Below are 1,634 nucleotides of genomic sequence, written 5' to 3'. Positions count from 1 at the left end.
ATCATCACCGGCGTGCTGGCCAGCGAGCGCGTGAGGCTGGTCCTCGGGGCGGAGCCGCGTTCCTACTTGCCCTGTTGGATAAAGTTCGCGGTCCTCTCGCCGATCATGATGCACACAGCATTGGGGTTGCCGGATATCAGCGTTGGCATGACCGAAGCATCCGCCACGCGGAGTCCTTCGATACCGTGGACGCGAAGCTCGGAATCAACGACGGCCATGCCGTCCTTGCCCATCCGGCAGGTGCCGGCGGGATGCAGCGCCGGATGCGCGACCTCCTGGCAGAACTTTCTCACCTGGAGTGGCGTCGCTGTGCCCGCGGACGGGATCTGCCTTGAGGCAATGTAGCGGCGGATGGCGGGCTGCTCCATGATCTCGAACGCGCCCATCGTGCCTTCAGCCACGGCATCGAGATCGTAGGTGTCGGAAAAATATCGCGGTGCAACGCGTGGATTATCGTAGGGATCGGCGCTTCTCAGCGTCACTTCCCCTCGAGACCGCGGCCTGATCTGCCCAAGATTGATGGTGCAGCCATTCCCACCCGGGACGGCGTCGACGCCTTCCTCGATGCCGGCTCCCACGACCATGAAGTATTGCACATCCGGGATGGCCTCGCTTGTATTGCCCCACCAGAACGCTCCCCCTTCGATGAGGTTCGACGAAGCGGGACCATCCCTGAACAGGAGGTAGTTCAGACCGGCAGCGGCCTTCCAGTGCGGCTTCTTGTATTTGTCGTAGCTGTGGGGTCCGTTCAACTGATAGACGAGAGATATCTCGATATGGTCCTGGAGGTTCTGCCCGACGCCCGGCAGGTCAGCAACAACAGGAATGCCATGTTCGCGCAGAGCGCCGGCGGGCCCAATTCCCGACAACATCAGCAATTTCGGCGAGGCAATCGCACCCGCCGACAGGATCACTTCGCGACTGGCCATAACCACCCATTTGCGGCCTTTTGCTACGTACTCCACACCGACGGCACGCCCCTTCTCGACGATTATTCGCGTGACAGTGGAACCTGTTCGAATCTGTAAGTTGGATCTGTGCCGGGCGGGCTTGATGAAGGCCGTTGCGGCGCTGCTTCGCCGATTATTTTTGGCGGTGATCTGGTAAAGACCGCAGCCGGCCTGGTCGCCCGAATTGAAGTCCGGATTATAGGGCAGCCCGGCCTGCTGACACGCCTGCAGCCAGGCACGTGTGAGGGGGTGGATGTGGTCGATGTCGGAAACGCCTAGCGGTCCGCCCACCGCGTGAGCCTGATTGCAGAAACGGTTGTTGTCTTCGGAACGCAGAAAGAAGGGCAGTACATCGGCGTAGTTCCAGCCATCCGCACCGAGCGCTTCCCACCGCGCATAGTCGGACGGAGCGCCGCGGATATAGATCATCGCGTTGACTGAACTGCCGCCGCCCAGCACCCGGGCCTGCACCATGGTCGGCTGCTCGCTTCGCGATTGGCTTGAGGTCGGTTCCCAGGCAATTCGTTTCAGGAGCGATCCTTGAGCAGTCTTGTAGTAGGCACCCGGTATATGGATGTAAGGATTGAAGTCGCGCGGCCCCTCCTCCAACAGGAAGACCGAGGCATCGGGATTTTCCGAAAGCCGCGAGGCAATCACGCAGCCAGTCGAGCCGCCGCCACTGAC

The 1,634-nt window shown here is 61.2% G+C and carries 1 protein-coding gene; it reads right to left on the bottom strand.

Annotated elements, in window-relative coordinates; genetic code table 11:
• Positions 1–62 precede the first annotated feature (62 nt).
• The coding region (locus tag EN780_RS33700) for a GMC family oxidoreductase N-terminal domain-containing protein (RefSeq protein WP_128276411.1) at positions 63–1,634 on the bottom strand (1,572 nt) is incomplete at its 5' end.

It is taken from the genome of Mesorhizobium sp. M4B.F.Ca.ET.089.01.1.1 (assembly GCF_004022605.1).
GTDB classification, from domain to species: Bacteria; Pseudomonadota; Alphaproteobacteria; order Rhizobiales; family Rhizobiaceae; genus Mesorhizobium; species Mesorhizobium abyssinicae.
This window is presented reverse-complemented; position numbering and strand designations above follow the sequence as displayed.